The 25,259-nt window shown below is 68.3% G+C and carries 26 protein-coding genes; 15 read left to right on the top strand and 11 right to left on the bottom strand.

Annotated elements, in window-relative coordinates; translation table 11 throughout:
• Positions 1-40: 40 nt before the first annotated feature.
• The 10 genes from ACRSCF_RS20725 (at position 41) to ACRSCF_RS20680 (ending at position 11,313) form a co-directional block, all read left to right on the top strand.
• The gene (locus ACRSCF_RS20725) at positions 41-943 is read left to right on the top strand and encodes a LysR family transcriptional regulator (RefSeq protein WP_016449615.1); all 903 of its coding nucleotides are present in this window, start codon (positions 41-43) and stop codon (positions 941-943) included.
• A gap of 297 nt (positions 944-1,240) precedes the next feature.
• The gene (gene msuE / locus ACRSCF_RS20720; RefSeq protein WP_034367479.1) at positions 1,241-1,822 is read left to right on the top strand and encodes an FMN reductase; all 582 of its coding nucleotides are present in this window, start codon (positions 1,241-1,243) and stop codon (positions 1,820-1,822) included.
• A 349-nt stretch (positions 1,823-2,171) separates the two neighbouring features.
• Positions 2,172-3,365 (top strand): substrate-binding domain-containing protein, encoded by a 1,194-nt coding sequence (locus ACRSCF_RS20715; RefSeq protein WP_034367480.1) that lies wholly within the window; start codon positions 2,172-2,174, stop codon positions 3,363-3,365.
• A gap of 3 nt (positions 3,366-3,368) precedes the next feature.
• Positions 3,369-4,151 (top strand): ABC transporter ATP-binding protein, encoded by a 783-nt coding sequence (locus ACRSCF_RS20710; protein ID WP_034367483.1) that lies wholly within the window; start codon positions 3,369-3,371, stop codon positions 4,149-4,151.
• The gene (locus tag ACRSCF_RS20705; protein WP_016454051.1) at positions 4,148-4,897 is read left to right on the top strand and encodes a branched-chain amino acid ABC transporter ATP-binding protein; all 750 of its coding nucleotides are present in this window, start codon (positions 4,148-4,150) and stop codon (positions 4,895-4,897) included. Before ACRSCF_RS20710 ends, ACRSCF_RS20705 begins: the two co-directional genes overlap by 4 nt.
• Positions 4,894-5,886: a branched-chain amino acid ABC transporter permease gene (locus ACRSCF_RS20700; RefSeq protein WP_034367485.1), complete on the top strand. Its 993-nt coding sequence runs from the start codon at positions 4,894-4,896 to the stop codon at positions 5,884-5,886. The genes ACRSCF_RS20705 and ACRSCF_RS20700 overlap by 4 nt, the downstream gene beginning before the upstream one ends.
• Positions 5,887-5,899: 13 nt before the next feature.
• On the top strand, positions 5,900-6,967 hold the full coding sequence (locus tag ACRSCF_RS20695) for a branched-chain amino acid ABC transporter permease (RefSeq protein ID WP_016449609.1): 1,068 nt from the start codon (positions 5,900-5,902) through the stop codon (positions 6,965-6,967).
• 52 nt (positions 6,968-7,019) lie between these two features.
• The gene (locus ACRSCF_RS20690) at positions 7,020-9,224 is read left to right on the top strand and encodes a D-(-)-3-hydroxybutyrate oligomer hydrolase (protein ID WP_244386502.1); all 2,205 of its coding nucleotides are present in this window, start codon (positions 7,020-7,022) and stop codon (positions 9,222-9,224) included.
• 62 nt (positions 9,225-9,286) lie between these two features.
• Positions 9,287-10,207, top strand: a complete 921-nt coding sequence (locus ACRSCF_RS20685; protein WP_034367487.1) for an alpha/beta fold hydrolase — start codon at positions 9,287-9,289, stop codon at positions 10,205-10,207.
• Between the two features lie 110 nt (positions 10,208-10,317).
• Positions 10,318-11,313 carry a rhodanese-like domain-containing protein gene (locus ACRSCF_RS20680; protein ID WP_016449606.1) on the top strand — a complete coding sequence of 332 codons (996 nt, stop codon included), beginning with the start codon at positions 10,318-10,320 and terminating at the stop codon, positions 11,311-11,313.
• Positions 11,314-11,338: 25 nt separating this feature from the next.
• Here the strand turns inward: ACRSCF_RS20680 and ACRSCF_RS20675 are convergent, their stop codons facing one another.
• From ACRSCF_RS20675 to hemH, 4 genes are all read right to left on the bottom strand, one after another.
• Positions 11,339-11,512, bottom strand: a complete 174-nt coding sequence (locus ACRSCF_RS20675) for a hypothetical protein (RefSeq protein WP_016449605.1) — start codon at positions 11,510-11,512, stop codon at positions 11,339-11,341.
• Between the two features lie 11 nt (positions 11,513-11,523).
• On the bottom strand, positions 11,524-12,621 hold the full coding sequence (locus tag ACRSCF_RS20670; RefSeq protein ID WP_016454056.1) for a YeeE/YedE thiosulfate transporter family protein: 1,098 nt from the start codon (positions 12,619-12,621) through the stop codon (positions 11,524-11,526).
• A gap of 92 nt (positions 12,622-12,713) precedes the next feature.
• A complete protein-coding gene (locus tag ACRSCF_RS20665; RefSeq protein WP_017404609.1) occupies positions 12,714-13,688 on the bottom strand; it encodes a sulfurtransferase in 975 nt (324 codons plus the stop codon).
• A 146-nt stretch (positions 13,689-13,834) separates the two neighbouring features.
• Positions 13,835-14,932 carry a ferrochelatase gene (hemH, locus tag ACRSCF_RS20660; protein WP_034367489.1) on the bottom strand — a complete coding sequence of 366 codons (1,098 nt, stop codon included), beginning with the start codon at positions 14,930-14,932 and terminating at the stop codon, positions 13,835-13,837.
• 91 nt (positions 14,933-15,023) lie between these two features.
• Here hemH and ACRSCF_RS20655 point away from each other — a divergent pair, with 91 nt between their 5' ends.
• Genes ACRSCF_RS20655 through ACRSCF_RS20640 form a run of 4 tightly spaced genes read left to right on the top strand, consistent with a single transcriptional unit; the run spans position 15,024 to position 17,536 of the window.
• Positions 15,024-15,794, top strand: a complete 771-nt coding sequence (locus ACRSCF_RS20655) for an HAD family hydrolase (RefSeq protein ID WP_016449602.1) — start codon at positions 15,024-15,026, stop codon at positions 15,792-15,794.
• Positions 15,795-15,824: 30 nt separating this feature from the next.
• A complete protein-coding gene (locus tag ACRSCF_RS20650; protein ID WP_016449601.1) occupies positions 15,825-16,658 on the top strand; it encodes a DUF2189 domain-containing protein in 834 nt (277 codons plus the stop codon).
• A 55-nt stretch (positions 16,659-16,713) separates the two neighbouring features.
• Positions 16,714-16,926 carry a DUF2788 domain-containing protein gene (locus ACRSCF_RS20645; protein WP_016449600.1) on the top strand — a complete coding sequence of 71 codons (213 nt, stop codon included), beginning with the start codon at positions 16,714-16,716 and terminating at the stop codon, positions 16,924-16,926.
• 19 nt (positions 16,927-16,945) lie between these two features.
• Positions 16,946-17,536, top strand: coding sequence for a class I SAM-dependent methyltransferase (locus ACRSCF_RS20640; protein WP_244386500.1), 591 nt, complete (start codon positions 16,946-16,948; stop codon positions 17,534-17,536).
• Between the two features lie 7 nt (positions 17,537-17,543).
• Here the strand turns inward: ACRSCF_RS20640 and ACRSCF_RS20635 are convergent, their stop codons facing one another.
• The 3 genes from ACRSCF_RS20635 to pcaC form a co-directional block, all read right to left on the bottom strand.
• Positions 17,544-18,527 carry a tripartite tricarboxylate transporter substrate binding protein BugD gene (locus ACRSCF_RS20635; protein WP_244386499.1) on the bottom strand — a complete coding sequence of 328 codons (984 nt, stop codon included), beginning with the start codon at positions 18,525-18,527 and terminating at the stop codon, positions 17,544-17,546.
• 132 nt (positions 18,528-18,659) lie between these two features.
• Complete coding sequence (locus ACRSCF_RS20630) at positions 18,660-19,523, bottom strand: NAD(P)-dependent oxidoreductase (RefSeq protein WP_034367491.1); 864 nt, start codon at positions 19,521-19,523, stop codon at positions 18,660-18,662.
• Positions 19,524-19,533: 10 nt separating this feature from the next.
• The gene (gene pcaC, locus ACRSCF_RS20625) at positions 19,534-19,932 is read right to left on the bottom strand and encodes a 4-carboxymuconolactone decarboxylase (RefSeq protein ID WP_034367494.1); all 399 of its coding nucleotides are present in this window, start codon (positions 19,930-19,932) and stop codon (positions 19,534-19,536) included.
• Positions 19,933-20,099: 167 nt separating this feature from the next.
• Between pcaC and ACRSCF_RS20620 the strand changes: the two genes are divergently transcribed.
• Positions 20,100-20,783 carry a GntR family transcriptional regulator gene (locus tag ACRSCF_RS20620; protein ID WP_034367496.1) on the top strand — a complete coding sequence of 228 codons (684 nt, stop codon included), beginning with the start codon at positions 20,100-20,102 and terminating at the stop codon, positions 20,781-20,783.
• Positions 20,784-20,828: 45 nt separating this feature from the next.
• Here the strand turns inward: ACRSCF_RS20620 and ACRSCF_RS20615 are convergent, their stop codons facing one another.
• From ACRSCF_RS20615 to hpnC, 4 genes are all read right to left on the bottom strand, one after another.
• A complete protein-coding gene (locus ACRSCF_RS20615; protein WP_034367499.1) occupies positions 20,829-21,848 on the bottom strand; it encodes a Bug family tripartite tricarboxylate transporter substrate binding protein in 1,020 nt (339 codons plus the stop codon).
• A 125-nt stretch (positions 21,849-21,973) separates the two neighbouring features.
• A complete protein-coding gene (hpnE, locus tag ACRSCF_RS20610; RefSeq protein ID WP_034367501.1) occupies positions 21,974-23,377 on the bottom strand; it encodes a hydroxysqualene dehydroxylase HpnE in 1,404 nt (467 codons plus the stop codon).
• A complete protein-coding gene (gene hpnD, locus ACRSCF_RS20605) occupies positions 23,374-24,219 on the bottom strand; it encodes a presqualene diphosphate synthase HpnD (RefSeq protein WP_016449592.1) in 846 nt (281 codons plus the stop codon). Before hpnD ends, hpnE begins: the two co-directional genes overlap by 4 nt.
• 67 nt (positions 24,220-24,286) lie before the next feature.
• On the bottom strand, positions 24,287-25,171 hold the full coding sequence (gene hpnC, locus ACRSCF_RS20600; protein ID WP_244386497.1) for a squalene synthase HpnC: 885 nt from the start codon (positions 25,169-25,171) through the stop codon (positions 24,287-24,289).
• Positions 25,172-25,259 lie beyond the last annotated feature (88 nt).

Here is a 25,259-nt window from a genome sequence, read left to right as displayed (position 1 = left end):
CTGTTATTCTGTGAATTGCAACTTTTGGAGGGACTGTTGCATGCAGCGCATCAAATTCGACATGGGGGAGCTGATCGCCTTCGTGACCACGGCCGAGAAGGCCAGTTTTCGCCTGGCCGCAGAAGCGCTTTTCCTGTCGCCGCCTGCCTTGAGCCGGCGCGTGGAGCGCCTGGAGTCGGTGCTGGGCGTGCGGCTGCTGGAGCGCACCACGCGGCAAGTGAAGCTGACCGAGGTAGGCCATGAATTCCTGCAGGAGGCGCGCCGGGCCCTGGCCGGCCTGGACGAGGCCGTGCAGCGCGTGGATGACCAGGTCAAGCTGCGCCGTGGCCGCGTGACGGTTGCCTGCGTGCCTTCGGTGGCCACCAATCTGCTGCCCCCGGTGCTGAAATCCTTTGCCGTGGAGCAGCCCGATGTGCAGGTGCACGTCATCGACGAGAGCGCGCACCAGGTGGTGGAGGCCGTGCTGCGCGGGGAGGCGGATTTCGGCCTGAGCTTCACGGGCAGCCAGGAGCCGTCGCTGCGCTTTGAGGCGCTCACGCGCGAGCGCTATGTGCTGGCCATGCCGCGCAGCCATGCCTGGGCCGGGCGCAGCCAGGTGGAATGGGCCGAGCTGGCGGGCAAGCGCCTGGTGTCCGTCTCCCACCAAAGCGGCAACCGCCTGCTGCTGGACCAGGTCATGGCCGGCCTGCCAGAGCAGCCCGTGGCCTGGCACGAATGCAACCACGTCACGGGCGCCCTGGCCCTGGTGGAAGCGGGCCTGGGCCTGGCCGCCGTGCCCCAGCTGGCCCTGCGCCAGGACCATGCCCAGGTCTGCGGCGTGCCGCTGACCGCGCCCGATGTGTGGCGCACGCTGGGCCTGCTGCAGCGGCGCGATCGCATGCTCGGGCCTGTGGCGCAGGCGTTGCGGGAGTGTCTGGTGCAGGCCCAGGAAGCGGGCCGCTGAGCGGGAATGCCGGTTCGGCAACGGCCCGCTTGTGCGCGATGCAGATGCCCGCCTCGCTTGTGACCCGGATGCTCCCCCGAACAGCACCGACGGGGCAGGTTTAAGGCTTTATATGAGTTTTAATCATGTAATTGTGATATAAAACCATTTTACTTCATTGATTTGGCTCCATATCATCCGCTCCCATTGTTCGTTTGCATTTTGGGAAGCAGTCATGGCCATCACTTCACCTCGGACCGCATGGTCGCCACAACCGGCTCCCGCGTTGAACCCCGGCCATCTTGCGTGAGAGCAGCAATGACACGTCCACTTCGTCTGGTCGCCGTATCCGGCGGACTGCAGCGCCCCTCCAAGTCTGCCGCCCTGGCAGAGCATCTGTCTGATCTGATCGCCGACGAAGTTCCGTGCGAACAACGCCTGGTGGAACTGGGCCAGCTCGCGCCGCAGCTTGCCGGCGCGGTGTGGCGCCCGCAGTTGCCCGAGACGGTGGAGCGGGAGCTTGCGGCGGTGGAGGAGGCGGATGTGCTGGTGGTGGCCACACCGGTCTTTCGCGGCGCCTATACCGGACTGTTCAAGCACTTCTTCGACTTCGTCCACCAGGACGCCTTGATCGACAAACTCGTGCTGCTGGCGGCCACCGGTGGAAGCGAGCGCCATGCCCTGGTGATCGACCACCAGTTGCGGCCGCTGTTCAGCTTCTTCCAGGCACGCACCCTGCCACTGGGTGTCTACGCGACCGACAAGGATTTCTTGGACTACCGCCTGCACGACGAGGCACTGCTACAGCGGGCCGCGCTGGCGGTTCAGCGGGCATTGCCGCTGGTCGAGCTGAGGCAGCGCACCATGCCCCATCTGGCCGAATCAGCGGCTGTTGCCTGAAGAAAACAACGGTTTTCTCCCCACGCCCATGGGCCTCCTGAACTCATGAAGCTGCTGGCCGGCCAGGACGTGATGGTGGGCCAGGCGCAGGGGAACATCCCAGGAATTCATGGTTTGCCCTGTATCGGATTCAGGCAGCTGTCTTGGAAAAAGACACTGAATCTGTCCAATAGCCAGACACTTTCGGCCCTGGCACGGGCGGCCTGGCCCCGGGGGGCACAAGGCCGTCCCTGTCTTGGTGCCGCCTGGGTGCCGCCTGGGCGTGCCTGGCACAAAGCATGCATGGTCCCCTTGCAAAACGGCAGGCCCAGCCAGGCCATCAAGCCGCAAAACCCAAAGGAGACAAACCATGCACCGCCGCCGCTTCCTCCATTGCACCATCGCACTCGCCGCCATGGCCGCTGCAGCTCCTGCTGCACTGGCCCAGCAGGGCGAGATCCGCATTGCCCACGTCTACAGCAAGACCGGCGCGCTGGAGGCCTATGGCAAGCAGACCCAGGCCGGGCTGCTGATGGGGCTGGAGTACGCCACGGGCGGCAGCATGGCGGTGAATGGCAAAAAGCTGGTGGTGATCGAGAAGGACGACCAGGGCAAGCCCGACCTGGGCAAGAGCCTGCTGGCCACGGCGTATTCCGATGACAAGGCCGATCTGGCCGTGGGGCCCACGTCGTCCGGCGTGGCGCTGGCCATGCTGCCGGTGGCCGAGGAGTACAAGAAGATTTTGCTGGTGGAGCCGGCCGTGGCCGATTCGATCACGGGCGACAAGTGGAACAAGTACATCTTCCGCACGGGCCGCAACTCCAGCCAGGACGCCATCAGCAATGCGGTGGCCATCGACAGGGCGGGCGTGACGATTGCCACGCTGGCCCAGGACAACGCCTTCGGCCGCGACGGGGTGAAGGCCTTCAAGGACGCCATCAAGAAGGGCAAGCTGGCGCATGAGGAGTACCTGCCCGCCGCCACCACGGATTTCACGGCCGGGGCGCAGCGGCTGATCGACAAGCTCAAGGACCAGCCGGGCAGGAAGATCATCTGGATCGTGTGGGCCGGGGCGGGCAATCCGTTCAAGATCGCGGACATGGATCTCAAGCGCTACGGCATCGAGATCGCCACGGGCGGCAACATCCTGCCCGCCATGGCGGCCTACAAGAATCTGCCGGGCATGGAGGGCGCCACGTACTACTACTACGGCATTCCCAAGAACCCGGTGAACGAGGCGCTGGTGTCCATGCACTACAAGCAGTACAAGACGCCGCCGGATTTCTTCACGGCGGGCGGTTTCTCTGCGGCCATGGCCATCGTGACGGCGCTCAAGAAGACAGGTGGAGACACCAAGACCAACACGCTGATCAAGGCCATGGAGGGCATGAGCTTCGACACGCCCAAGGGCCAGATGACCTTCCGCAAGGAAGACCACCAGGCCCTGCAGAGCATGTACCACTTCAAGATCCGCGTGGACCCGGCGCTGGCCTGGGGCGTGCCCGAGCTGGTGCGCGAGATCAAGCCCGAGGAGATGCAGGTTCCCATCCGCAACGGCCGCTGAGCAATGCTGCGCACAGAGGATCTGACCATCCGCTTCGGGGGCCATGTGGCCGTCAACGGCGTGAGCTGCGCTTTCGAGCCGGGCACGCTGACGGCCATCGTGGGCCCCAACGGGGCGGGCAAGACCACGTATTTCAACCTGATCTCGGGGCAGCTCAAGGCCACGGCCGGGCGCGTGCTGCTGGGCGGGCGCGAGCTGACAGGGCTGGCCCCTTCGGCGCGCACGCGGGCCGGGCTGGGGCGAGCGTTCCAGCTCACCAATCTGTTCCCGCACCTGAGCGTGCTGGAGAACGTGCGCCTGGCCGTGCAGGCGCGCGACGAGGGGCCGCACTGGCGCGGCCTGAACCTGTGGAGCATCTGGAGCGACCACCGGGCATTGACGCAGCGGGCGCTGCACATCCTTGACCAGGTGGCCCTGTCCGCCCGGCGCGACGAGGCCGTGGCCGCGCTGCCGCATGGCGACCAGCGCAAGCTGGAGGTGGCCTTGCTGATGGCGCTGGAACCCCAGGTCTATATGTTCGACGAGCCCACGGCGGGCATGAGCCATGACGAGGCGCCGGTGATCCTGGACCTGATACGCAAGCTCAAGCAGGACCGCAGCAAGATCATCCTGCTGGTGGAGCACAAGATGGATGTGGTGCGCGAGCTGGCCGACCGCATCATCGTGCTGACCAATGGCACGCTGGTGGCCGATGGGCCGCCGGCCGAGGTCATTGCCTCGCCTGTGGTGCAGCAGGCCTACCTGGGTGTGGTGCCGGAGCAGGGCGCCGTGAAGGAGGCCGCATGAGCGCTGCCGCCAACCTCAACCCAAACCCCAACCTGCTCGAACTGTCGGGCGTGCACACGCATATCGGGGCCTATCACATCCTGCATGGCGTGGACCTGGCCGTGCCGCGCGGGCAGCTGACCATGCTGCTGGGGCGCAACGGCGCGGGCAAGACGACCACGCTGCGCACCATCATGGGCCTGTGGCGGGCCAGCCAGGGGCGCATCGCCTTTGGCGGGGCCGACATCACGGCCCTGCCCACGCCGGCGATTGCGCGGCTGAACATTGCCTATGTGCCCGAGAACATGGGCATCTTCGCGGACCTGACGGTGCAGGAAAACCTGCTGCTGGCCGCGCGCGGCGCCTCGCGCGCCGACCGCATGGACGCGCAGCGGCTGCAGTGGATCTTCGGCATGTTCCCGGCCGTTGAGAAGTTCTGGAACCACCCGGCCGGCAAGCTGTCGGGCGGGCAAAAGCAGATGGTGGCGGTGGCGCGCGCCATCGTGGAGCCGCGCGACCTGCTGATCGTGGACGAGCCCAGCAAGGGCCTGGCACCGGCCATCATCGAGAACATGATCGCGGCCTTCGCCCAGCTCAAGGCGGGCGGCACGACGATTGTGCTGGTGGAGCAGAACCTGGGCTTTGCCCGCCGCCTGGGCGACCGCGTGGCGGTGATGGACAACGGCCGCGTGGTGCACGCGGGCGGCATGGCCGAGTTCTCGGCAGACGCGGCGTTGCAGCAGTCGCTGCTGGGGCTTTCGCTATGAACAAGCTGAACAGGCTGGATGTGGATTTCAAGCCGCTGCTGCTGGTGCCCGTGCTGGCCCTGGTGGCGCTGCCGCTGGTGGGCTCGGGCTCGACCTGGCTGACGCTGACGGTGGCGGGGCTGGCCATGGGGATGATCGTGTTCATCATCGCCTCGGGGCTGACGCTGGTGTTCGGGCTGATGGATGTGCTGAACTTCGGCCACGGCGTGTTCATCGCGCTGGGTGCCTTCGTGGCCACCAGCGTGCTGGGCGCCATGGGCGACTGGACGGGGTCGGACCAGCTGTGGCGCAACCTGCTGGCCGTGCTGCCGGCCATGGTGGTGGCCATGCTGGTGGCGGGTGCCATCGGGCTGGCGTTCGAGCGCTTCATCGTGCGGCCCGTGTACGGCCAGCATCTCAAGCAGATCCTGATCACCATGGGCGGCATGATCATCGGCGAGGAGCTGATCAAGCTCATCTGGGGCCCGCAGCAGATTCCGCTGCCGCTGCCCCAGGGCATGAAGGGCGCCTGGCTGCTGGGCGATGCCGCCGTGGAAAAGTACCGCGTGGTGGCCGTGCTGGTGGGGCTGGCGGTGTTTGCGCTGCTGGCCTGGACGCTGTCGCGCACCAAGATCGGCCTGCTGATCCGCGCGGGCGTGCAGGACCGCGAGATGGTGGAGGCCCTGGGCTACCGCGTGCGCCGCCTGTTCGTGGGCGTGTTCGTGGCGGGCTCGGCCCTGGCCGGGCTGGGCGGGGTGATGTGGGGCATGTACCAGCAGAGCGTGGTGCCGCAGATGGGCGCGCAGGTGAATGTGCTGATCTTCATCGTGATCATCATCGGCGGGCTGGGCAGCACGGGCGGGGCGCTGATCGGCGCGCTGCTGGTGGGGCTGATGGCCAACTACACGGGGTTCCTGGTGCCCAAGGTGGCGCTGTTCTCCAACATCGCGCTGATGATGGCCATCCTGCTGTGGCGCCCGCAGGGCGTCTATCCCGTGGCCAACCGCTGAAGGAGTGATCGACATGCTCAACCGATTGCTTTCCGGCGACCTGCCGCGCAGCCGCGTGCTGGCGGTGCTGCTGCTGTTGATCTTCCTGGGGCTGGCGGCGGCGCCGTTCGTGTTCCCTGGCGTGAAGGCGCTGAACGTGGCGGCCAAGGTGCTGATCTTCGTGGTGCTGGTGGCCAGCTTCGATCTGCTGCTGGGCTACACCGGCATCGTGAGCTTTGCGCACACCATGTTCTTCGGCATTGGCGCCTATGGCGTGGCGATTGCATCGTCGCGCATGGGCGCGGGCTGGGGCGCGCTGGCGCTGGGCCTGGGCGCGGCGCTGCTGGTGTCGCTGCTGCTGTCGCTGGCCATCGGCCTGTTCTCGCTGCGCGTGCGGGCCATCTTCTTTGCCATGATCACGCTGGCCGTGGCGGCGGCGTTCCAGACGCTGGCCTCCCAACTGTCGGAATGGACGGGCGGGGAGGACGGGCTGAGCTTCAAGCTGCCCGAGTGGCTGTCGCCCAGCTTCGAGCCGTTCGAGAACGAGGTGCTGGGCGTGCTGATCGACGGGCGCATCATCACCTACTACCTGCTGTTCGTGCTGGCCGTGGCGCTGGTGCTGGCGCTGCTGCGCATCGTCAATTCCCCGTTCGGCCGCGTGCTGCAGGCCATCCGCGAGAACGAGTTCCGTGCCGAGGCCATCGGCTACCGCGTGGTGGTGTACCGCACCCTGTCCAGCGTGCTGTCGGCCCTGTTCGCCTGTGTGGCCGGTGCCATGCTGGCGCTGTGGCTGCGCTATAACGGGCCAGATACCTCGCTGTCGTTCGAGATCATGATGGACTGCCTGCTGATCGTGGTGATCGGCGGCATGGGCACCATCTATGGCGCGGCGATCGGCTCGGTGCTGTTCCTCATCGCCCAGAGCTATCTGCAGGACCTGCTGCGCGTGGCCAGCGAGGCCGCGCACAGCCTGCCCTGGCTGGCCGCGCTGCTGTCGCCCGACCGCTGGCTGCTGTGGCTGGGCGTGCTGTTTGTGTTGTCGGTCTACTATTTCCCCACGGGCGTCGTGGGGCGTCTGCGTTCTTCCCGCGCCGGAGCCTGACCAGGGCCCCTGGCGCATTCGTGCATCAGAGAACTACCACAAGGAGATGGGCATGTTGAAGCGTGAAGAGATGGTGTCGTCGATTCCTGCAACCCCGTGGCGCTGGGCCGTCACGGCGCTGGCGGCGGCCGCGCTGGCGGCCTGCGGCAGCGGCGAGCGTGAGCCCAGCAACGACCTGCCCAAGGGCTTTACCGAGCTGGGCGCCACGGTGTATCCGGCCACGGCCACCGGCACGGGTGCCACGGCAGCCACGCAGGACTTGCTGACGGGCGGCCTGGGCAAGACGGGCCTGGGCGCCGCAGCCGCGCCCCTGTACGCGGACCCGGCCAATCCCACGGCGGCGGAGCTTCGGCGCAATGCGCTGTACTCCAACTACCGGGGCATCCTGGACCCCACGGCGGGCGGCGGCTACGGCACGCTGTACGGCCCCAACATCACGGCAGACGGGCAGGTGACTGCGGGCGAAGGGCTGATCCCCGGGCGCGAGTACCTGGCCGTGCTGGACGACGGCACGGGCCGCAAGCAGACCATGGTGGCCGTGCAGGTGCCGGACAGCTTTGACCGCAACCGGCCCTGCATCGTGCTGGGCCCGTCCTCGGGCTCGCGCGGCGTGTATGGCGCCATCGGCACGGCGGGCGAGTGGGGCCTCAAGAAGGGCTGCGCCGTGGCGCTGACCGATGCGGGCAAGGGCGTGGGCCTGCACAACCTGAGCGACGACACCGTCAACAAGCTGGACGGCACGCGCGCCACGCGCACGGATGCGGGCAGCCTGTCCTTCTTTGCCGCACGGCTGACCGATGCGGCGCGCGCCGCCTACAACGCGGCGTTTCCCAACCGCATTGCCATCAAGCACGCGCATTCCCAGCAGAACCCTGAAAAGGACTGGGGCAACGACACGCTGGCCGCGGCCCGCTATGCGCTGTACGTGCTCAATGCCCGCTATGGCACCACGCAGGACCCCGTGCCCTTCGGCAAGGACAACACGCTGGTACTGGCGGGCTCGGCCTCCAACGGCGGCGCGGCCGTGCTGCGTGCGGCCGAGCTGGATGCGGACGGCCTGATCGACGGCGTGGTGGCCTCCGAACCCGTGACCGAGATGCCTACGCGCCAGGGCTACACGATTGCCGTGGGCAATGCGACCATGCCCAACCCGGGCCGCACGCTGGCCGAGTACACCACCTACGGCAACATCTACCAGCCCTGCGCGGCGCTGGCGCCCGATGCGGCGCTGACCGAGACATCCATCTTCAACTACATAGGCCTCACCGCCATGACGGCGCGTGCCGAGGCACGCTGCACCAGCCTGGCCGCCAAGGGCCTGGTCATCGGCGCCACCACGGCCGACCGCGCCGCCAATGCGCTGAGCAAGCTGCGCCTGTACGGCTGGACGCGCGACCACGACCGCATGCACAACGCCCACTACGCGCTGGGCAACGGCCCCATCCTGTCGGCCATGTACACCATGGCCTATGGCCGCTTCGGAGTGGATGCCAACCTGTGCCGCACCAGCTTTGCGGCCGCCAATGCCACGGGCGACGTGGTGCCCGCCACGGGGGCTGCGCTGGCCCAGAGCTTTGCCACGGCCAATGGCACGGCCAACGGCACGCCCGCCACGGTGGTCTACAACGACTCGGTGGGCGGGGCCAAGGCCTGGCAGTTTGCCGTGTCGCCCTCCACGCGCGTGGCCGACTTCGGGCTGGACAACGCGCTGTGCCAGCACGCGCTGGTGACGGGCTTCGATCCGGTGACCGGCTTCAACCTGTCCGAGAGCAGCGTGCCCACGCGCGCCCAGAGCGACGCCGTGCGCGCCGGCATCAACGAGGTGCTGCATACCGGCAGGCTGCGCGGCAAGCCCACCATCATCGTGGCGGGCCGCAGCGATGCGCTGGTGCCGGTCAACCACAATGCGCGCGCCTACACGGTGCTCAACCGTGGCCTGGATGGCTCCAGCACGCGGCTGCGCTATATCGAGGTGGTGAATGCCCAGCATTTCGATGCCTTCCTGCCGTTCTCGGGCTTCGACACGCGCTTCGTGCCGCTGCACCCGTACTTCAACCAGGCCATGGATGCCGTGTGGGCCAACCTGCGCAGCAGCACCGCGCTGCCCGCCAGCCAGGTGGTGCGCACCACACCGCGCGGCGGCCAGCCGGGCGCGGCGCCTGCCATCACGGCGGCCCAGGTGCCGCCCTTCGTGACGCGGCCCGCAACGGCCAACACCATCGAGGTCAGCGACGGGCTGATCCGCATCCCTGAGTGAGCCAGGCCCCGGGGCGGCCGGCTGCCACGGCGGCCGGCCGCTCCTGCACAGAGATTTCTTCCATGGCTTCCACAGCATCACCCTCGTCCGCATCCCCTTTTGTTGCCGTGCCGGATTCCCGCTACGCGCACTGCTCGGGCTATGAGATCCACTACATGGACTGGCAGCCTGCGCCCGGCGCGGAGCCTGCAGGTACGGTCATCGCCTGGCATGGGCTGGCACGCACGGGGCGCGATATGGATGCGCTGGCGCAGTTCCTGGCGGGGCAGGGCTGGCGCGTGGTCTGCCCCGACACGCTGGGCCGGGGACTGAGCCAGTGGAGCCGCGCGCCGCGCGAGGAATACCGGCTGAGCTTCTACGCCCGCATCGCGCGCGGGCTGTTCGATGCGCTGGGGCTGGAGCGCGCGCACTGGGTGGGCACGTCCATGGGCGGGGCGATTGGCACGGTCTGCGCCTCGGGTCTGTTCGAGCCTTCGCTGCGCGCACGCATTGCGACGCTGGTGCTCAACGACAACGCGCCGCAACTGGCTGAGTCAGCGCTGGCGCGCATCAGGTCCTATGCGGGCCAGCCCCCGGCCTTCGATACGGTGGGCGAGCTGGAGGCCTTCTTTCGCCAGGCCTACCGGCCCTATGGCTGGTTAAGCGACTCCGAGTGGCGCAAGCTCACCGAGACCAGCGTGCGCCGCCTGCCCGATGGGCGCGTCACGCCGCACTACGACCCGGCCATGATCGAGCAGTTCACGGCCCATGACGACGACTACGGCATCTGGCCGCACTACGACGCCCTGCAGATCCCCGTGCTGCTGCTGCGGGGCGTGGACTCGGACCTGGTGCTGCCCGAGGTGGCGCGGGAAATGACCACGCGCGGCCCCGGCGCGCGCGGCCTGCTGCACTGGCAGGAGGTGCCCGGCTGCGGCCATGCGCCGGCGCTGAACGTGCCCGCGCACTGGCAATGGGTGCTGGAGCATCTGCAGCGCGGCTGAGCATCAACCCGGGCCGGGCGCGGATGTTGCAGCCGCGCTAGCATTTGCGACGGGTGCAGCCTCGCCTTCTTTTTCGGGTGCGGGCACCGTCTGGGCAAGAGAGGCCTGACATGGGTTTTCTGGTGGAGCTGATCCGCGAGTACGGCTTCGGCATCGTCTTTCTCAATGTGTTCGTCGAGCAATTGGGCGCGCCGATTCCGGCCTACCCGGTGCTGGTCGTGACCGGTGCGCTGGAAGGCGCCGACTGGGTGCGCCTGCTGTGGCTGGTGGCCGTGGCCGTGAGCGCGGCGCTGATTGCCGACCTGTTCTGGTACCAGGCCGGCAAGGCCTACGGCCACCGTGTGCTGGGCCGCATCTGCCGCATCTCGCTGTCGCCCGATGCCTGCATCCGCCAGACCGAGACCGTCTACGGCCGCTGGGGCGCAAGGTCGCTGCTGGTGGCCAAGTTCGTGCCGGGCTTCGCCTCCATCGCCAGCGCGCTGGCCGGCGTGATGGGCACGCCGCTGCGCAGCTTCGTGCTGTATGACGGGCTGGGTGCGCTGATCTGGGTAGGCTCGGCCGTGTACCTGGGCTCGCTGTTCAGCTCCACGGTGGAAGACCTGCTGGGCGTGCTCACCGCGCTGGGCCAGTGGGGCCTGTTGCTGCTGGCCGTGGCGCTGGGGCTGTTCATCGTGCGCAAGTGGTGGCAGCGCCATCGCATGGTGCGGTCCCTGCGCATGCCGCGCATGTCGGTGCGCGAGCTGGCGGGCCTGCATGCCCAGGGCATGCAGCCCACGGTGATCGATGTGCGCGCCCTGCCGCAGTACCGCCAGGGCCATATCCCGGGTGCACAGTCCTGGGAGCTGCGCCCGCGCGATGGCGGCGAGTCGCATGCGCACCTGCTGCCCCAGCACGACCATCCCCACGGGGTGGTGGTCTATTGCGACTGTCCCAATGAAATCTCGGCCGCGCGGCTGGCGCGCCAGCTGCAGCGCGCGGGCTTCGCCAACGTGCGCCCGCTGGTGGGCGGCCTCAAGGCCTGGCAGGCGGCCGGCTTCGATGTGGAAACCGCGCCGCTGCCCGTGACGGCTGGCGCGGATGAGGGGCCGGCGCCCAGCGTCCCCTGACCTTGGCCTTGGTCTTGGTCTTGGTCTATTTGCCCGCCGGCATCGAGCAATGCCCGCCTTGCGTGGCCTTGCCCGAGCCGGCCGCGATCAGCGGTGCCTCGAAGCGCAGGTCCACGGGGGGCGAGTGCAGGTGGTCCCAGGCGAGGAAGAGGACGAGCACGGCCCAGAAGACCGCGCGCAGGCTGTTCTGTTGTGTCATGGCGGGTCCTTTCAGAAATTGAAGTGGCGGCGGATGCGCAGGCCGAAGATGGTGCCGGCAAAGGCCAGCGGCACCCAGATCCAGCCGTGGATGCTGCCCGTGGAGATGCCCGAGAGCATGGCGCCCACATTGCAGCCGAAAGCCAGGCGCGAGCTGTAGCCCAGCACCAGGCCTGCCACCAGGGCCACCATCCATTGCGTGCCCGTGAGCGGCTTGGCATTGACGGGCTTGGCGGCAGCCACCCACAGGGCGCCGCCCAGGATGCCGATGTTGGTGATGCTGGTCACGTCCAGCAGCACGGTCTCGTGCAGGCGCGCGGCGTTGCCGGGCTGGCTCCAGAACCAGTTGCCGGCCAGGTCCACGGCGCCTGTGGCGTTGGCGATCTTGGCGGCCCACAGGCCGAAGCCGTAGACCACGCCCCAGGGCTGGCCCGCAATGATGAGGTTGAGCGTGGCCAGCACGGCCAGCAGCACGGCGCCCACCACCCACTTGCGCACGAACAGCGGCTTGGCGGGGCGCTTGAGTGCCACATTGGCGCCACGCACATACCAGGCCACGCCCAGCGCGACCACGGCCAGCGCAGCCAGCGTGGCCAGCAGGGCAGGGGCCCAGCCCCAGGCCGTGACCAGGCCCACGGGCTGGGTGTTGCCCAGGTCCAGCCACCAGCCCAGGTGCAGGCTGCCCAGGAAGCTGCCGATGGCGAACACGGGCAGGATGGCCGCATTCATGGGAATGCCCATGCCGGCCTTGTACAGCGTGCCGCTGCCGCAGCCGTCCGCGATCTGCATGCACAGGCCGAAGACGAAGGCACCCACCAGCAGGCTGATGCTGGGCGGGCCCAGGGCAGCCGTGAGTTCGGGATAGTGGCCCAGCAGCGGCATGGCCAGCGCGGCGGCCAGCGCCAGCAGCAGCAACTGGCCGAAGACGCCGCTGGCGTCCTTGTCCTCGATCAGCATGCGCCAGCCGGTGGTGAAGCCGAAGCGCTTGCCGGCCAGCACCGCGCCCAGGCCCAGGCCCACGGCGAACAGCGCGGCCTGGCGCACCGAGACGCTCCACAGCAGCCAGCCAAAGAAAACGGCCAGGATGGCCGCGAGAGGAAGTCGTTTCATATCATTTTTCTCCATGCAGTCGCCCTCCCCCGCGAAGCGGGTAGAGAGGCGCCGTGCCACGGGGGAAGGCGCGCAAGCGCCTCAGGGGGTGTTTACTTGAACTTTTTTTCCCACCACTGCTTGGCGTCGTAGGCCAGGGATTCGGCGCGGCCGGGCTGGTTGGCCATGGGCGGCGCATCGGCCTGCTGCGTCCAGTCCACCATGGAGCCCGCATACAGCTTGACGCCCGGCAGGCCCGCGACTTCGGACAGGCCGAACCAGTCGGTGGCCGCCCAGTGGCCGGTGTTGCAGAAGGCCACCATGTCCTGGCCCTGCTCGCGCTTGACCTTGGCCGCGATCTGCTTGGCCGTTGCGGTATCGACAAAGGTGGAGGTGCCGGGCACGAACCACTGGTTGAAGTCCAGCTGCTGCGCGCCGGGCAGGGTGCCCGAGAGCTTGGCGGCCGGCGCGCGCGTCTTGCCCTGGTAGAAGGCGTCGGGGCGCGAGTCCACCAGGGCCGCGTTGCTGAGCCTGACGTGCTGGCCCACATCCTCGCGCGTGGCGATCAGGCTGGTGTCCAGCTGGGGCTGGTAGCTGCTGCGGGCCACTTTGACGGCCTCGTTGTCCTGCGGGAGCTTTTGCTCGTTCCAGGCCTTCATGCCGCCGTTGAGCACGGATAGCTCCTTGAGGCCCAGCAGCTTGAGCGTCCAGTACACGCGCGCTGCGGCGCCGAAGTCGGTGGCGTCCGCGCCCGTGGAGACCACGATGGCGTGGGTGGCCGGCGTCAGCCCCAGGGACTGCACGAGTTCGGTGAGCTTGGGCAGCTCGGGCAGTTCGCCGGGATTGGTGGCGGGGCCGCGCCATTTGCCGTAGGGAGCGTTGAGCGCACCGGGAATGTGGCGCTCGCCATAGGCCTTGGGATCGCGGATGTCGATGATGCGCACGGCGTCCTGGCCGGCGGCGGCCTGCACGCCTGCGGGCGTGAGCAGGGGTTCGGCGGCGTGGGCCGTGCCCAGGGCGGTGCAGGCAAGGCCCAGCGCCAGCAGCGGGGCCGCCAGGCGCAGAGCAGGGGAAAAGGTCTTGGTCATGATGGCTGGGGCCGGCCATGGAAGACCGGCGGGACAAGCAACAGAGGTGCAATTGTCCCGCTTGCAGCATCTATATACAAAGACGCTTATGCATTCTGCTCATGAGGCAGGGTTATATGGCGCGGTGCACAGGATGCAGGACGGCCTCAGCGCTGTGCGCCTACGGCCTTGGCGCGCTCCAGGCTGGCGTCCAGTTCGGCCTGCGGCGCCTTCTGCGTGGGCCAGCCCTGCAGGTGCTGCTGGGCGATGCGGCTCAGCGCCGTGATCCAGGGTGCGCTGTCGTTGAGGCAGGCGATGTACTCGAACTGCTCGCCGCCCGCATGCATGAAGGCCTCGCGCGCTTCCTGGCTGATTTCCTCTAGCGTTTCCAGGCAGTCGCTGGTGAAGCCGGGGCAGACCACGTCCACGCGCTTGGTGCCGCTGCGTGCCAGCTCGATCAGCGAGGGCTCGGTATAGGGCTCCAGCCATTTGGCCTTGCCAAAGCGCGACTGGAAGGTCACCAGGTATTGCGAGGGCGACAGGCCCAGGCGCTCGGCCAGCAGCCTTGCGGTCTTGCGCGATTCGCAGTGGTAGGGGTCGCCCAGGTGCAGCGTGCGCTCGGGCACGCCGTGAAAGCTCATGACCAGCTTTTCGCCACGGCCGTTGCCGCGCCAATGGGCCTCGATGCGCTGGGCCAGCGCGTCGATGTAGGAAGCGTCGTCGTGGTAGCGGTTGACGAAGCGCAGCTCGGGGATGTGGCGCTGGGTGCGGGCCCAGTCATAGACCGCGTCGAACACGCTGGCCGTGGTCGTGCCCGAGTACTGCGGGTACAGCGGCAGGATGAGGATGCGCGTGGCGCCCTCGGCCTTGAGGGCATCGAGCACGCTGGGGATGGACGGGTTGCCGTAGCGCATGGCATGGCGCACCAGCACGTTGTGCCCGGCCTCGCCCAGCCAGCCGCGCAGCAGCAGGGCCTGGCGCGCGCTCCAGTGCTGCAGGGGGGAGCCGTCCTTCTCATGCCAGACGGTGGCGTACTTGGCCGCCGACTTGGCCGGCCGCGTGCGCAGGATGATGCCGTGCAGGATGGGCAGCCAGGCAATCCTGGGAATCTCGACCACGCGGTCGTCGCCCAGGAATTGCGCCAGGTAGCGGCGCACGGCCGGGGCCGTGGGCGCGTCGGGCGTTCCAAGGTTGCACAGCAGCACGGCGGTGCGCTGGGGTTGGTCGTGGCGGAATGGGGGTTCTGGCGCAAAGCGGGATGGCATGGCCCCGATTGTGGCAGGACGCGGCGGCCAGCCATGCGAGCCCGATGACCCGGCGGCAGCCTGCAGCGGCTGCCTTCGCTATGCTCGGACCATGTCCCAAGCCACCACCGCTCCCCTCGCCGAATCCTCATTTGCCCCTGCACTGACCGCCTTGCAGCAGTTGCGCCGCAGCGGCCGCATCCGCGCCATATCCATCGATCTGGATGACACGCTGTGGCCTGTGTGGCCGGCCATCTCGCGTGCCGAACAGGTGCTGCTGGACTGGCTGCACACCCATGCGCCGGCCACGGCCGCGGCGCTGCGCGACGTGGCCGCCGTGCGCGCCATCCGCGTGCAGATCGAGCGCGATCGTCCCGACCTGGCCCATGACCTGAGCGGCCTGCGCCGCGAGTCCATCCGCCTGGCGCTGCAGCGCAATGGCGACGACGGCGCGCTGGCCGAGCCGGCCTTCGATCTTTTCTTTGCCGAGCGCCAGCGCGTGGACCTGTACGAGGACGCGCTGCCCGCCCTGCAGTTCCTGGCCGCGCGCTGGCCCGTGGTGGCCTTGAGCAATGGCAACGCCAGCGTGCATGTGGTGGGCATCGGCGAGCATTTCCATGCCGCGCTGAGCGCCAGCAAGGCCGGCATGGCCAAGCCCGATGTGCGCTTTTTCCACGCGGCAGCGGCGGCGGCTGGCGTGGCGCCTGACGAGGTGCTGCACATTGGCGACGACGCGCGGCTCGATGCGCTGGGCGCCATGGATGCGGGTATGCACGCAGTCTGGCTCAACCGCACGGGCGTAGCATGGCCTCACGAGGGGTCCACGCCCCACGTCACGGTGGCCAGCCTTGCGCAGTTGTGCCAGGGGCTGGCTGACAGCTGACCCTGCTTGCCCGCGAAGCCGCGCCACGCCATGCCCATCAGCCACAGCACAGCTTTCCTCCACCCCCCCGTCCTCCCCGCCGTGCGCAGCATCGGCTGGAAACACCCCCTGAGCTGGCTGGCGCGTGGCGCGCGCGACATGGCCAGGGCACCCTGGCTGAGCCTGGCACATGGCCTGGTCTTGACCTTGATCGGGTTTTTGATCTTGACGCTGGGGCACAATCGCTTTTGGCTGATGGCCGGGGCCCTGTCGGGGTTCCTGATCATCGGCCCTGTCGTGGCGACCAGCCTCTACGCCATCAGCCGCGCGCTGGAGCGCGGCGAGGCTGCCGATCTGTCCCTGGTGCGGCGTACCTGGACGCGCTGGCAAAACGGCCATGCGGCCAAGGCCGAGGGGCAGGGCGGCTACTGGTGCCTGGTGCAGTTCGGGCTGCTGCTGTCGCTGGCGGCCACGGGCTGGGTGCTGGTGTCGGCGTCGCTGATCACCGTGCTCTCGCCCGTGCGCATTGCCACTCCGGCGGATTTCGTGCAGCACGTGGTGCTGGCCCGCGACGGGCAGTTGTTTGCGATATGGCTGGCGCTGGGCAGTTTTCTGGCAGCGCCTATTTTTGCGTCCAGCGTGGTGGCCATGCCGCTGATGCTGGACAGGCGGGTGACGGTGCGCCAGGCCGTGCTGACCAGTTGGTTGGCCGTGCTGGCCAACCCTGTGCCTCTGGCACTGTGGGCCGCCCTCATTGTGTTGTTGACCCTGCTGGGCCTGGGCAGCTGGCTGCTGGGACTGGTGGCCGTGATGCCCCTGCTGGGGCACGCGAGCTGGCATGCGTACCGCGACCTGGTGGATGCGTCGACCTTTGCGGCGCGCTGAGCCGGACCGCCCGGCCTGACCGGACTTGCAGGGGAGGAGGTAGGACGGTGTTGTCGTGATATTCGGGTATACAGAAGAACAGATCGCCCATTTCTTCCTCACCTACGGCGTGGGGGCCTTCATCCTCTTCATGGTGTTCATCATCCTGCAGCTGGCACGCCAGTCCAAGGCAGGAAAGTTCGGCACCTTCGTGATCTTCCTGGGCCTGGGCGTGGGCTTTGTCGGCTACGTCGCCAAGATCGTCATCCAGTGGTGGATGGAGAGATGACGCCGCAGGCGTCACACCCATGAGCTGGACGGACTACTACCGCTTTACCGAGGGACGCAAGATATCTCCCTTGCTGGTGCAGGCGCTTGACGCGTTGGCGGGTGATACGGCAGATAAAGCGGCCATCGATCTGGGCTGTGGCGCGGGCCATGAGTGCCGCGTGCTGCTCCATACCGGCTGGCGCGTCCACGCCATCGACAGCGAACCTGCGGCCATCGAGGGCTTGCGCCCCCTGGCATCGCAGGCGTCCGGCGCTTTGACGCTGCAGGCTTGCCGTTTCGAGGATCTTTCCTCTTTGCCTGCAGCGCATCTGATCCACGCTGGACTGAGCCTGCCCTTTTGCCATCCTGAGTGCTTCGATGCGTTTTGGTCGCTGGTGCGTTCTGCGCTGCGTCCGGACGGTGTGTTCGCCGGTCATTTTTTTGGGCCGCGCGATGCCTGGGCCGATTCGCAGTCCATGAGCTTTCATTCGCGTGATCAGGTCTTGCGCCTTTTGGATGGCATGGAGCTGGTGGCCTTCAAGGAGTTCGATGGCATGGCCCCCAGCATGCGGGGTCCCAAGCACTGGCATCGCTTTGATGTCGTGGCCCGCAGGCCGGTGTCGTCGTAGTGCGGCGTTACTCGGCCTTGGCCCCCGCAGCCTTGATCACTGGGTCCCAGCGCTTGATTTCTGCGACGGTGTGCTGGCGCAGGGCGTCGGGGATGAGGCGGTCTGCGGGCGGGATGATGACGCTCATGTCCGTGAAGCGCTTGACCAGGGCGGGTTCGGACAGGGCGGTGCGCAGGGATTTGTTGAGGCGCTCGATGACGGCTTGGGGCGTGCCTCGCGGGGCGTAGAGGCCGTGCCATACGGCAAGCTCGAAGCCGGGTTGGCCAGCCTGCGCGAAGGTGGGCACATCGGGCAGGGAGGGCAGGCGTTCGCGCGTGGCGACGGCGTAGCCCTTGAGCATGCCCGCCTGTATGTGCGGGCCGGTGGACACGGGCTGGTCGCAGATGACATCGACATTGCCTGCCACCAGGTCCTGCAGGGCCGGACCCGTGCCACGGTAGGGCACCAGGGTGGCCTCGGTGGAGGTGGTCTGCAGCAGCAGCATGGCGCACAGGTGGGAGGTGGCGCCTACGCCGGCATGCGAGAAGCGCACTTCGCCCGGCTTGGCCTTCATGTGGGCGATGAAGTCCGCCAGCGTGGCGGGCGCAAAGCCTTTGCTGCGCACCAGGATCATGGGCACGTCGCCGGCCAGCGCGATGGGTTCCAGGTCGCGCCTCACATCGAAAGCGAGCTTGCTGTAGAGCGCGGGCGCCGTGGCGATGCCCATGTTGTGCAGCAGCAGGGTGTGGCCGTCGGCCTGGGCGCGTGTGACGCGGCTGGTGCCGATGGTGCCACCGGCGCCGCCCAGGTTCTCGACGATGACCTGCTGGCCCAGGTCGCGTGTCATGGCCTCGGCCAGCACGCGGGCCAGCACGTCGGTGGAGCCTCCGGCCGCGTAGGGAACGACGATGGTGACGGGCTTGTTGGGGAAGGCCTGGGCGGCAAGGCTGGCTGCTGCCAGCGCGGCGGCGAGAAGGGTCTGGGCGAGGGGATTGCGGATGAGGGGGCGCATGGGTTTGTCTCCTGGAGGCGCGTGCAGGGGCCGCCGGCTCTGTGCGGCCGGTTGTCGGTGGCGTGTTTGGTGGCGTGAGGCAGGAAGGCAAGGGCCGCATGCGGCCCTTGACGACGGCGAGACGGCGCAGGCTCAGGCCGGGGCCACGTATCTGTACAGCTCGGTATGGTCGGCGGCGGGTCCCAGGGACCTGGAGGCCTCGGCCGCCATGGCGCTGACCTGTTCGGCCAGTGCCATGGGCGTGTGCATGGCCTGGCCCAGCGACAGGGCAATGCCCACGTCCTTGGCCTGCAGCGCCAGCGAGAAGCCCGAGTTGAAGGCACCGTTCAGCATGAACTGGTGGGCCTTGTTTTCGGTGGTGTTGTTCTTGCCGGTGGAGGCATTGATCACGTCCACGATGGTGGCCGGCGCAATGCCGAAGGCCGCGCCTGCATGGATGGCCTCGGCCGTGGCGATCAGGGCCGCTGCCGAGACATAGTTGTTCAGCGCCTTGAGCGCATGGCCTGCGCCCACGGGGCCGACATGGGTGATGGCCTGGCCCATGCGCTGCAGCAGCGGCAGGTACTGGGCGAGCAGGTCCGCATCGCCGCCGACCATGATGGACAGCGTGCCCGCAATCGCGCGCTTGACGCCGCCGGAGACCGGCGCATCCAGCAGCCCGATGCCGTGCTCGCCCAGCAGGCCGGCCAGCGCCCGCGTGTGGCTGGGGTCGGCCGAGCTCATGTCGATGATGCAGGCGCCGGGTGGCAGGTGGGGGGCCAGTTCGCCCACCACGGCATCGACGATGCGGGAGTCGGGCAGCATGGTGAAGACCACGCTGCAGCCGGCAAAGTCGGCCGCGCCGGATGCCACGGCCACACCCGCATGCTCCTGCGCGAATCGTGCGGTGGCGGCGGGCACGGCGTCCCGGATGACCAGGGCGTGCCCTGCGGCGTGCAGCAGGTGGGCCATGGGCTGGCCCATCATTCCGAGGCCGATGAATCCTATGGTGGTCATGCTGCGTGCCTCAGATGTCCATCTCTTTGAAGACTTCCGACGCCACGCGGAAGGAGTCGATGGCGGCCGGCACGCCGCAGTAGATGGCGGTCTGCAGGAAGACCTCCTTGATTTCGTCCTTGCTCAGGCCGTTGTTGATGGCGCCGCGCACATGCAGCTTGAGTTCATGCGGGCGGTTCAGCGCCGTGATCATGGCCAGGTTCAGGAAGGAGCGCGTCCTGCGGTCCAGGCCCGGGCGGTTCCAGACATCGCCCCAGCAGTACTGGGTGACCAGCTCCTGCATGTCGATATTGAAGTCCGTGGCGTTCTGGATGGACGCATCGACATACTCGGCGCCCAGCACCTCGCGGCGGGTGGACAGGCCCTGCTCGAAGAGGGCGGGGTTCTTGGGGGCGTAGGCTCGGGTCATGAAAACTCCTGATGGAAGGCGGTGAAGGTGTCTTTCGGTGGAATGGATTTAATCAGATTGTCAGACAATCCTACTTGATGAAAATCGGGATTGCCTGCCGCGGCAGGTGCGTGTATGACAATCCGTCAGTCCGTCCGGCCCCTGGATTGGCAGGTAGGATTCATCCCATGAACCAGATGCTGCGTGTCCCCCGCGAAGAAACGTCGCTGCGCCAGCGCACGACGCAGACCCTGCGCACGGCCATCCTCGATGGCGTGTTTGCGCCGGGCCAGAAGCTGTCCGAGCGCGAACTGTGCGAGAGCCTTGATGTGAGCCGTTCGTGCCTGCGCGAGTCCCTGCAGCACCTGCAGGCCGAGGGGCTGATCACCATCGTTCCGCACCGGGGTCCCGAGGTCACGGACATCTCGGTGCAGGAAGTGCGCGATATCTACGAGGTGCGGGCCAGCCTGGAGGGCCTGGCCAGCCGGGGCTTTGCGCTGCATGCCTCGGCAGGCCAGCGCGCCGCGCTGCGCGCCAAGCTGGGCGAGCTGGCCGTGCCCGCCGTGGCCAGCGACAAGGTGGCCCTGCTGGCGATCAAGAACCAGTTCTACGACATCCTGATCGAGGGCTGCGGCAATCTGGTGGCCGGCCAGATGCTGCGGCAGCTGAACAACCGCGTGACGGTGCTGCGGCGCATCTCCATGTCCCAGCCCGGGCGCCTGCCGCAGACGCTGGCCGAGCTGGATGCCATCGTGACGGCAATAGAGCAGGGCGACGCGGACCAGGCCGCGCGCCTGAGCGCCGAGCATGTGCAAAAGGCCAGCCAGGGCGTGTTGCGCGCCATGGCCGAGAAGGCATGCCCGGCCAGCTGATGCCGGGGCCTGCGCCTGTACCTGGGAGCGTCAGTCCGTGTGCGCTCAGTCCGGCTTGACCTGGGCGCGCTTGAGCACTTTCTGCCAGCGTGTCTGCTCGGAGGCAATGAACTGCGCGAACTGCTGGGGCGTGCTGCCGATGGGCTCGGCCGCATCGCCCTGCAGTCGCTTGAGCGCGTCCGGCGCCTTGACGGCCTTGGCGCACTCGGCGGCCAGCTTGTCCACGTGGGCTCGGGTCATGCTGGAGGGGGCGAGCATGCCGTACCACTGCGTCATCTCGAAGCCCGGGAAACCCTGCTCGGCCACGGTGGGCACGTCGGGCAACTGGGGCAGGCGCTGGGTCGATCCCGTGGCGATGCAGCGCACCTTGCCTGCCTTGATGAAGGGCAGCAGGGCGGCGGCGCCGACCGAGGCGGCGTCCAGCCGGCCCGACATCAGGTCCGTCATCATGGGCCCCGTGCCGCGATAGGGCACGTGCAGCATGAAGATCTCGGCCGTCATCTTCAGGTACTCGAAGGCCAGGTGCCCGGCACTGCCATTGCCGGCCGAGCCGTAGCTGAGCTGGCCGGGCTTCTTCTTGGCGTAGGCGATGAGTTCGCGCAGGTTCTTGACCGGCACATCGGGGTGGACCACGTAAAGGCTGGGCACCTTGGCCAGCAGGCTGACGGGCTGGAAGTCCTTGTTGGCGTCGTAGGGCAGCTTGTCGAAGATGTAGGGATTGACGGCCAGGGTGCCGATGTGGCCCAGGATGACGGTGCTCTGGTCATCGGCGCGCGCCACTTCCTGCATGGCGATGTTGCCGGCCGCGCCGGGCTTGTTGTCCACGAAGACGTTCTGGCCCAGTGTCTTGGACAGCTCGGCCGCCGTGGAGCGCGCCACGATTTCCGAGCTGCCGCCCGGCGCAAAGGGCACGACAAAGCGGATGGGCCGCGTGGGCCAGGCGTCCTGCGCCAGCGCGGCCGCAGGCAGCAGGCCAGACAGGGCCATGGCGCCCGTGCCGGCCAGCAGTTGGCGGCGGCCGAGCGGGGGCAGGTCTGCGTGGTGAAGAAAGTCGCGCGAAGGCATGTCTGGTCTCCTGGATATCGTTGTAGTGGATGGTCCGCAGCAGATGCGGCGCCAGCGATGGTGGCGCTGGCGGCTGTCAATCTGCTGTCAAACCGGGGTCCGCAGGCTACGGAGATACCCGGGGGTCAGTCGGTGTGTGCTGTGCGATGGGCTGCGGCTGCGGCCTCGGCAGCCTGCATGCCGCTGCGCACGGCGCCTTCGATGGTGGCCGGATACGGCCCGTCCACATGATCGCCGCAGGCCCACAGGCCGTGGCCCAGCTCCAGGCCGGGCCGCTGAAGTTGGGGCAGGCAGGCGAAGGTGGCGCGCTTGTCGATCACGGTGCGCAGCGGGATCAGGCCATGCCAGCCCAGCTGGGCCTGTGCCTGGGCCAGCACCTGGGCCTGCAGGGTTTCGCGGTCCGATGCGCTGTCGCTGATGACGAAGGCCATCAGGCCCTGCGGGCCGCCGAGTTGTCCACGGTCGAAGACGAATTGCGCAGGCGCATCGGGCGTGGAGCGCAGCGCCAGCCAGGGCGCGCCCGGGGGCAATGTGTGGGAGGGATCGCCGGTCTGCGCATAGACGGTGGCAATGGGGCGGTGCTGCAGGTCCTGGGCCAGCTGCGCCCAGCGCTGCAGGGCTATGCCGTCGCGTGCAGGCAGGCTGTCGTGCTCGGCGGCGGTGAGTGCCAGGCGCGCGGCCTCGGGCGCGGGGCAGGCCAGCAGCACGGCGTCGAAGGGCGCGTCTTCGCCCTGGGCTGCGCCCAGCGTCCAGTGCGGGCCCTGGGGCTGCAGTTCGGCCACGCGGCTGCCCAGGCGCACGGCGTGGCCGCGCTCTTGCAGCCACTGCGCGGCCGGCGCGGGGAACAGGCTGCCCAGGTCATGGCGCGGCACCAGGAAATGCGAGCCGCCACGGCCGCTGAACAGCGCATCGCGCAGCACGCGAAGGAACACCGTGCCGCTGGCCAGGTGAATGGGTGTGTTGAGCGCCGAGATGCACAGCGGGTCGATGAACTCGCTGACCAGGCGCTGCGGCAGGCCTGTGCAGAGGTCGGCCACCGTGGCTTCGGCCGCACAGCGAAAGCCCGCCAGCCGCCAGCGCACGGCACGCGCCAGCAGGGCTGCACGCTCGCCCAGGCTCCAGCCGCGTGCGGTGGCAATGCCGGCCAGCGCATCCAGCGGCGCAGGCCAGTCGGGAAAGCGCAGGCCGCTGCCATCGGCGTAGGGCAGGGCCATGGGCTGGCGGTGCAGCGCCCGTTCAGGGTCCACGCCCACCTCGCGCATGAGGCGCAGGCTTTCGGTGTAGGCACCGATGAGGATGTGCTGGCCGTTGTCCACGCGCAGCAGGCCCTGTGGCGTGTCGAGGTCCATGCCGCGCGCACGGCCGCCGGGCTCGCGTGCGGCCTCGTGCAGGGTGATGTGCCAGCCGCTGCGCGCCAGCGCAAGGGCGGCCGCGAAGCCGGCCCAGCCGCCGCCGAGGATGGCGGCGCGCGGCTGAGCGGCGCGCGGCACAGAGGTGCGCGGCTTGTCTTTGGCGCTGTCTCTGCTCACCGCGCCATGCGCCCCAGCGCCTGCATCTTCCAGGCCAGCCAGAGCTTGCGCAGTGGCGGCAGGCTGATGCGCTGGTGCAGCACGCGGAAGTCGTCGGCCTCGATCTCGCGCAGCAGGGTGCGGTAGATGCTGGCCATCATCAGGCCGGGCTTTTGCGTGCGGCGGTCGGCCGCGGGCAGCAGGGCCAGGGCCTCGTCGTAGAGGCGGTGGGCGCGCTCGGCCTGAAAGCGCATCAGCGCGGTGAAGCGGTCCGAGTATTCGCGCTTGGTGATCTCATGCGCCTTGACGTCGAACTGCTGCAGCTCGCTGATGGGCAGGTAGATGCGTCCGCGCATGGCGTCCTCGCCCACGTCGCGGATGATGTTGGTCAGCTGGAAGGCCAGGCCCATCTTGTGGGCGTAGGCCGTGGTTTCTTCCTGCGTCTGGCCAAAGATGCGCGCGGCCACTTCGCCGACCACGCCTGCGACCAGGTGGCAGTAGCGCGCCAGGCCCGGGAAGTCGAGGTAGCGGGTCTGCTCCAGGTCCATGCGGCAGCCGTCAATGACGGCCTGCAGGTGGCGCTCCTCGATGGCGTAGACCGGGGCATGCGGCATGAGCGCCCGCATCACGGGATGGGAGGGCTTGCCTGCAAAGGCCTGGTGCACTTCGTTCTGCCACCAGCCGAGCTTGGTGGCGGCCACGCCGGGGTCGGAGACTTCGTCCACCACGTCGTCCACTTCGCGGCAGAACGCATAAAAGGCGGTGATGGCGGCACGGCGCTCGCGCGGCAGGAAGAGGAAGGCGTAATAAAAGCTGCTGCCCGAGGCGGCAGCCTTGTCTTGGACGTACTGATCCGGATTCATATGGGGCGGGATTGTCCCATGGACGGCTGGGAGCCAAAGCCTGGGTGTCGCAACGGCCGGCCCGCCATCACATGCGCAGGGCGCGCCACAGCAGCAGCGGCGCATCGGCCTTGCCGACGGTGGGGCGGCGGTAGAGGCTGGCGCCCTGCAGCGCATCGACCTTGTCCAGGATGCGCAGCCCGCCCTGCACGACCAGGCGCAGCTCCCAGCCGATGCGGCCCGGCAGGCGGTGCACCAGCGGTGCGCCGGACTGCATCAGTGCACGCGCCCAGGCCGACTGCTCGGCCAACAGTGCGCGCACGGCAGGGGTCAGTGCAGCTGGCTCGGCGCGCAGGTCTTCACGCCGCACGCCATGGGCGGCGCAGTCGGCATCGGTCAGGTAGTGGCGCCCGCGCGGCAGGTCCACGCTGAAGTCCTGCCAGAAATTGATCAGCTGCAGGGCGGTGCAGATGGCGTCGCTGCGGGCCAGCGATTCGGCATCGTCCACCCCGTACAGATGCAGCAGCAGCCGGCCCACGGGGTTGGCCGAGCGGCGGCAGTAGTCGAGCAGTTCGGCGCGGTCGGCGTAGGTGGTGCCGGAATCGGTCTTGTGCACGTCCTGCGCGAAGGCGCTGAGCAGGTCGTCCATCAGCGCCAGCGGCAGCTGGTGGGCGCGTACTTGCGGTGCCAGCCCCGCAAAGACAAGAGGCCAGGCCGTGCAGGCGAGCATGGGGGCCTCGCCTTCGGTGCCCAGCGCCATCAAGTCGGCACGGTAGGCGGCCAGCGCGGCCAGGCGCTCGGGCGGCGTGGCGTCGCCCTCGTCGGCCAGATCGTCTGCAGTGCGTGCGAAGTGGTAGAGCGCGGCAATCGGCGGGCGCAAGCGGGGCGGGCACAGCCAGGACGCCACGGGAAAGTTCTCGTAGTGCGTGACCGGGGCGGGGGAGGCGGGCAGGGTGGGAGCGGTGGACTTCACGGTGGCCGATTGTCGATGCTGCGCGCAAGGCCATGCATTTCACTTGACGGGCTCAAGGGCTTCTCCTAAATTACTAACCCGTCAGTCA

Origin of the sequence: Delftia sp. 11MD (assembly GCF_050907895.1) — a bacterium.
Taxonomy (GTDB): domain Bacteria; phylum Pseudomonadota; class Gammaproteobacteria; order Burkholderiales; family Burkholderiaceae_C; genus Comamonas; species Comamonas tsuruhatensis.
This window is presented reverse-complemented; position numbering and strand designations above follow the sequence as displayed.